Origin of the sequence: Streptomyces yerevanensis (assembly GCF_000716805.1) — a bacterium.
Classification (GTDB): Bacteria; Actinomycetota; Actinomycetes; order Streptomycetales; family Streptomycetaceae; genus Streptomyces; species Streptomyces flaveus.
In genome coordinates this window covers 42,604-49,358 of the sequence record NZ_JNWJ01000084.1, presented here as the reverse complement: position 1 = coordinate 49,358, position 6,755 = coordinate 42,604, and the positions used below count along the sequence as shown (strand labels likewise).

Annotated in this window: 4 protein-coding genes and 2 pseudogenes; 4 read left to right on the top strand and 2 right to left on the bottom strand. The window is 68.2% G+C overall.

Going from position 1 to position 6,755, the window contains the following annotated elements; all coding sequences use genetic code 11:
* Window positions 1–104 (bottom strand): annotated as a pseudogene (locus OP79_RS57600) (HD domain-containing protein); the annotation flags it as partial.
* A gap of 144 nt (window positions 105–248) precedes the next feature.
* Here OP79_RS57600 and OP79_RS50080 point away from each other — a divergent pair.
* Together OP79_RS50080 and OP79_RS44220 are read left to right on the top strand one after the other, a co-directional pair.
* The gene (locus OP79_RS50080) at window positions 249–569 is read left to right on the top strand and encodes an MvdC/MvdD family ATP grasp protein (protein ID WP_425428684.1); all 321 of its coding nucleotides are present in this window, start codon (window positions 249–251) and stop codon (window positions 567–569) included.
* Window positions 570–590: 21 nt separating this feature from the next.
* Complete coding sequence (locus tag OP79_RS44220; protein WP_033328807.1) at window positions 591–1,697, top strand: methyltransferase domain-containing protein; 1,107 nt, start codon at window positions 591–593, stop codon at window positions 1,695–1,697.
* A gap of 213 nt (window positions 1,698–1,910) precedes the next feature.
* Here the strand turns inward: OP79_RS44220 and OP79_RS50075 are convergent.
* Window positions 1,911–3,901 (bottom strand): annotated as a pseudogene (locus tag OP79_RS50075) (autotransporter).
* 255 nt (window positions 3,902–4,156) lie between these two features.
* Here OP79_RS50075 and OP79_RS44210 point away from each other — a divergent pair.
* Window positions 4,157–5,251 carry a glycoside hydrolase family 43 protein gene (locus OP79_RS44210; protein WP_033328806.1) on the top strand — a complete coding sequence of 365 codons (1,095 nt, stop codon included), beginning with the start codon at window positions 4,157–4,159 and terminating at the stop codon, window positions 5,249–5,251.
* A gap of 89 nt (window positions 5,252–5,340) precedes the next feature.
* Window positions 5,341–6,753: an RICIN domain-containing protein gene (locus OP79_RS44205; RefSeq protein ID WP_033328805.1), complete on the top strand. Its 1,413-nt coding sequence runs from the start codon at window positions 5,341–5,343 to the stop codon at window positions 6,751–6,753.
* Window positions 6,754–6,755 lie beyond the last annotated feature (2 nt).

Sequence of the window (6,755 nt, the reverse complement as noted above, 5' to 3'; positions counted from 1 at the left end):
TGCCACACCGCGAGGTACGCGGCCCGCGCGGGATCGGCGCCTTCGAGCTTCGCGATGATCGTCGCAAGCAGAGCGGTGCGCCAGGAGTGCTCGGCCACCAGGTGGGCGGGGCGGTGATCTGCAAGCCACTCATGGGCGGCCCGCTGGAGTACCCGGACGGCCGCCGTACCGGAGTGCCGACGACCCTGATCAACCCCGACACCATCGACGACTCCGTGTCCCTGACGGCGCACCTGTTCCAGGAGTGGGTGCCCAAGTCGCATGAGGTGCGGCTGACCGTCGTGGGCACGGACCTGTTCGCCGCCGAGATCCACGCGGGCAGCGACGCGGCCCGGGTGGACTGGCGCAGCGACTACGACGCCCTGACCTACGACGTGTCCAAAGTGCCGGACGACGTACGGACGGGCGTGCTGGGCTGGCTGGAGCACTTCCGGCTCAACTTCGACGCGTTCGACTTCGCCGTCACCCCGTCCGGGGACTGGGTGGGTGATGTTCGAGTGCAACCCGTCCGGAGAGTGGTCCTGGATCCAGAACAAGACGGGCCTGCCCATCGCCGCGCACCTCGCTGACCTACTCGCCAAAGGACGACCATGACGACGCACACCGAAGAGCGCGCCGAGGAACTGCGCGCGGCGCTGGCCGACGACCTGGAGGCCAGCGGCCAACTCACCGACCCCGCCTGGCGGAAGGTGTTCGAGACCGTCCCGCGCCACCCCTACGTACCGGAGTTCTGGACCCTGACCGGCCAGGGGCAGCGGCGCGTGACGTTCGCCGACCCGGACTGGCTTGACCTGGTGTACACGGATGACGCGCTGGCCACCCAGCTGACCGACGGCGTGGCCACCTCGTCGTCGACGGCGCCCGGCCTGATGCTCACCATGCTCCAGGCCCTTGACGTCGCCGACGAACACCGGGTGCTGGAGGTCGCGACCGGCACCGGCTACAACGCGGCGCTGCTGTCCGAGCGACTGAGCAGCCACCAGGTGGTCAGCGTGGAGGTCGACCCCGTGCTGGCCCGGCTGGCGGAGTCGCGGCTGCGGCGCAGCGGATACCCCCCGCTCGTCGTCGCCGGGGACGGCCGCGACGGGTACCCGGACCGGGCCCCGTACGACCGGCTGATCGCGACCTGCGGGTTCAGCACAGTCCCGGCCGCGTGGCTGGAGCAGGTGAAGCCCGCGGGAATGATCGTGTGCCCGCTGGGTTGGGGCACCGTGCGCCTGGTCGTCGCCCACGACGGCCGTGCTGAGGGCCGGTTCCTGCCCACCGGCTCATACTTCATGGCCGTACGCGACACCGGCACCACCGGCACACCAGTGCACCCCGGCAGACCAGGTGCGATGAGCGGCCGACTCACCGGCCTGGACCTTGCCACCGTCGCCGAGGACGACGCGTTCCGCTTCGTGCTGTCCCTGGTCGCGCCCGGCACCGCATCCGCAGCGGAGCGCGGCGACGACGGCCGGACAACGGCCGTGGAGCTGTGGAGCGCTGATGGGTCGTGGGCGCGTGCCGAGGGCGAGACCGTACGGCAGGCAGGGCCGCGCCTGCTGTGGGACGCGGTGGAGGCCGCACACGAGCTGTACGTCGAGCACGACCGCCCCGGCCGGGAACGCTTCGGCGTAACCGTGACCGCCGAGGGACAGCGCATCTGGCTGGACACCCCCAGCCATCCCGTGCCTCAGGTCCCTGTCGCGGGCTAGGTGTATTGCCTGAGAGGCCCCGTCGAGCTACCCCACGGGGCGTCCCACGACCTACGCCCACCTGTGTCCGGACGAAAAAGATCGCACCCGATCCATCACGGCCGCCGTTCTAGGCGCCCCGAGGACCGGGTGCGGAAAGGGAGACGCTGCAACCAACATAATCGCAGGTCAAACGGCAAGATCGAAGATCAGGCCTTCTTGGTCCACGATGGCTCACGCCGCATGCCGCCCACCCCTCCTCCCCGTACGCCTGCGCCTGCTCACCGGCACCATCAGCGCTACCAGCCCTCCCAGAACCGCCGCGGCCACCCACCACGCGAGCGGTACGGAGCTCTCGTTGCTCGCATCAGGACGACGTCGTTGCCGTCGCCGCCGCGGTAGCTGATCCGGTACTCGGTCTTGCCCACCTTGAGCTTGGCGCCTTCCTTCAGGCCCTTGAAGGTGCCCTTCGTCTTTGCCTTGCCGGTGTGGTCGATGACGGTGACCGTCTTCGAAGGAGTCGCAGCAGTCGAAGAAGCCGCAGCAGTCGCAGAGGCCGGCTCGACCACGAGCCTCCCGCCCAGCCGCAGCGCACCCCCCACCTTCAACGCCCGCTCCTTCACGGTCAGTTGACCGCCCGCACCCTGCGTGTAGTCCCCGGTCACCGTCACCCCGCCGGAGACCTTCCCCGAACCCGTAACCGCCACCGCCCCGACGACCTTGCCCTTGCCGGACAGGGACGAGCTCAGGTTCAGCACCCCTCCGGACGCCCTGCGCACATCCAGCCGCGCGCCCGGTGAAGTGAGCCGGATCCCCTTGCTCCGCGCCAGGCTCGCCCCATCCAGCGCCAGCGTGCCCTTCGTGACGGTCGTCGTGCCCGTGTACGTCACGCCGCTGGTCAGCGTCGTCGTGGCGGCACCCGACTGCGTGACGGAGCCGCTGCCGCTGATCCTGGACAGGGAGAGCGGCTTGGCGGTGTTGCGGAGTACCAGCGAACCGTTGTTGACGAGCTTGTAGAGGTCCCCCTTGGTGTACAGGCCGCCGTCGCCACCGGACTTGCCGCTGCCCAGGCGCAGCACCGCGCCCTTCTCGACCGTTGTCGAGCCGTTGTAGTACTGGACGGCGGCGAAGGTGACGTCGTTGCCGGGCGTCCCCTTGATGACGATGTCGCCGGCGCCGGGCGTGGACAGCGTGTCGTGGAAGACGCCGCCGCCGATCGGCGCGCCCAGCGTCACCGGCCCGTTGTAGTTGAAGGTCAGCAGCGAACGGGATCTGGCCGCGAGCAGGTTGATGTATACGGTCTCGGCGGTGCCCGGCATGAAGATCTTGTTCGTGGTGCCGTCGCCCCACTGGACGTTGGCGCCCTTGATGTTGGTGCCGCGCTTGTTGATGTTCTTGCGTGCGGGCGTCCAGTTCAGGGCGGGGTCGCTGAGTGAGGGGTTGGTGTCGCCACCCTGGTTCGACCAGCTGTACTGGCCGGTCAGGACGACCTTGCTGCCCGGCCGGGACTGGACGTTGATGTCGCTGCCGTACTCGCGCTGGTAGAAGTCCATGCGCTGGGTGACGGTCTGGCCCAGCGGGGTGTCGACGGTCCAGGTGCCCTGGTTGAGGACCTTGCGCATGTTGGGCAGTGACGTCGCGTACTCCGGTCGTCCGGCGTTCGCCTGTGTGCCGTTGTCTATCACCCCGGAGAAGGGGTGGGTGCCCGAGATGTCCCAGGTGCCCCAGAGGAACCTCGGCTGGGTGATCAGCCCGGAACCGCTGATGGTGCCCAGGTTGTAGGCGCTCGTCAGGGAGAGCCGCAGGGTGCCGTCGACCCGGACGTTGTTCTGGTTGAGCCGGAACGCCGGGGTGTTGTACGGGAAGTGGCCGATCAGCCCGGTAGTACCGCCGTTGCCGTACTGCAAGGTCGCGCCGCGCTCGACCGTGATCGCGGGCGGGTCCGGGTTGGCCGTGGTGACGTACGGGTGGTTGCCGCCCTGCGTCCGCACCGCTTGCCGCTGCCGGGACTTCGGCAGCGTGAAGTCGCTGTCCTTGGTCAGGATCAGGGTGCCGGAGCCGCGCACGGTGAGCGTGCCCTCACCCCGGAACACCCCGTTGTACGTGGTCTTCCCGGCCGGCACCGTCACTACCGTGTCGCCGTCGAGCGTCACATCGCGGCCCGCCAGTACCGCCGCGGTGACGTCGTCGGCCGCGGCGGGTGCCGCCGTCGCGCTCGGCGTCATGATCCCTGTCGCGAGCACGGCCAGCGCCGCGCCCGCTCCTGCTGCCCGTCCACGGATGTTCTTGTTCACGCCTGTGGAGACGGGAGCAGAGCGGGGGCGATAACAAAAACTTGGGTCCGACTTGGGATCGGAAAGCGTCCGACTTTTTCTAACCTCCCGACCCGTTGACCTCCTCGTAACACACCCTTACCGTTTCGGCGTTCGGAATCGCAGATACCGTTCGAAATGTCGAATGGTCCAGTGTGAGGGAACGACATGAGCCGCCTTGACGAGAGCCCCGAAATCCCGAGTCGCAGACTCGTCCTGAAGGGCGCCCTCGCCGCGGGCGCGCTCACCGCCGTGCCCCAAATCGCCCAAGCCGCCACCCCGGACGTCGCCGGCGCGAGCTCCAAATACGTCAACCCGCTCGTCCGCAACCGCGCCGACCCGCACATCCACCGTCACACCGACCACCGCTACTACTTCACGGCCACGTCCCCGGAGTACGACCGCATCATCCTGCGCCGCTCCCGCACCCTGCGGGGCATCGCGACCGCCGACGAGGCCGTCATCTGGCGCAAGCACGCCACCGGTGTCATGGGCGCGCACATCTGGGCCCCGGAGATCCATCACATCGACGGCAAGTGGTACATCTACTTCGCCTCCGCGCCCGCCGAGGACATCTGGGCGATCCGCATCTGGGTCCTGGAGAACTCCCACAGAGACCCCTTCAAGGGCACCTGGGTGGAGCGCGGCCAGCTGAAGACGGCCTGGGAGACCTTCTCCCTGGACGCCACCACCTTCACCCACCGCGGCACCCGCTACCTCTCCTGGGCGCAGCACGAGCCCGGCATGGACAACAACACCGCGATCTGGCTGTCGAAGATGGCCGACCCGCTGACCTTGACGGGTCCTCAAGTGCGGCTCACCACACCGGAGTACGACTGGGAGACCATCGGCTTCAAGGTCAACGAGGGCGCGTCGTTCATCAAGCGCAACGGCCGCATCTTCATGTCGTACTCGGCCAGCGCGACCGACCACAACTACTGCATGGGCCTGCTCACGGTGGACGCCGACGCCGACCTCATGAACCCGGCGAACTGGTCGAAGTCCCCGACCCCGGTGTTCACCAGCAACGACACCACCAAGCAGTACGGGCCGGGCCACAACTGCTTCACCGTCGCCGAGGACGGCCGCACCGACGTCCTCGTCTACCACGCCCGCCAGTACAAGGAGATCGTCGGCGACCCGCTGAACGACCCCAACCGCCACACCCGCATCCAGAAGCTCGGCTGGAAGCCGGACGGCACACCGGACTTCGGCATCCCCGTCGCCGACACCCCCGTCCGGGACGGCAAGCGACCCAACTGACCGGCTTCGCACGTCACTTCACCATTCTGAAGGAGAGTGTCCAGATGCCACATGCTGGGATAAGACGTGCCGCGACAAAACGTGCTGGGATGAGACGTCTGTACGCGATCCTCGTCGCCCTCTGTCTCGCGGTCGCCGGAGCGCTCGCGACCGCGGGCCCGGCCCAAGCGGCGCCCCAGACCATCACCAACGGCACGCAGTTCACCGACACTTCGGGCAATCCGCTGCACGCGCACGGCGGCGGGGTCCTCAAGGTCGGCTCGTACTACTACTGGTTCGGCGAGAACCGGAACTCCGACAACACCTTCCGGTACGTGTCGGCCTACCGCTCCACGGACCTGAAGAACTGGGAGTTCCGCAACCACGTCCTGACCGAGGCCACCGATCCGGAGCTGGCGACCGCCAACATCGAGCGGCCGAAGGTCATGTACAACGCCGCCACCGGCAAGTACGTGATGTGGATGCACAAGGAGAACGGCGTCGACTACAGCGAGGCGCGCGCCGCCGTCGCCGTCTCGGACACCGTCGACGGCGACTACGAGTGGCAGGGCAGCTTCCGTCCGCTGGGCCAGCACATGTCCCGTGACATCACCGTCTTCACCGACACCGACGGCACCGGCTACATGATCTCCGCCGCCCGCGAGAACTACGACCTCCACATCTACCGGCTGACCAGCGACTACGCCGGCATCGCCGCCCTGGTCGCCGACCCCTGGCACGGCGGTCATCGCGAGGCCCCGGCCCTCTTCAAGCGCAACGGCGTCTATTTCATGCTGACTTCGGGCGCCACGGGCTGGAACCCCAACCAGCAGCAGTACGCGACAGCCACCTCGCTCGCCGGTCCCTGGACGGCGATGCGGAACATCGGCGACTCGACGACGTACGGCTCGCAGACCACGTACGTCCTTCCCGTGCAGGGGAGTTCGGGCACCTCCTACCTCTACATGGGCGACCGCTGGGGCAACTCCTTCGGCGGGACGGTCAACGACTCGCGGTACGTCTGGCTGCCGCTGACCTTCTCGAACTCCACCACGATGTCCATGTCCTGGTACCCGGAGGTCACCATCGACACGGCCGCCGGGACGGTCACCGGTCGGGGCGGCCCGTACGAGACGCTGGCCGCCCGGCACAGCGGCAAGTGCGCCGACGTCCCCGACCAGTCGATCCTCGCGGGCGCCCAGATCAAGCAGTGGACCTGCAACGGCGGCGGCAACCAGCGGTTCTGGTTCAAGGACCTCGGCAACGGCTATGTCCAGCTGATGGCGCGTCACAGCTCGCTGTGCCTGCGGGAGAACGCTTCCAACGTCACCCAGGAGGCCTGCTCCACCTCCGCCACCGCGCAGCAGTGGACGGTCACCACGTCGGGCGGCTACGTCACGCTGAAGTCCCGCGCCAGCGGCGAGTGCCTGGACGTGAACGGCGCGTCGACCGCCGACTCCGCCGCGATCATCACGTACGCCTGCAATGGGGCGACGAACCAGCAGTGGACTCGGGCCAGTTGACG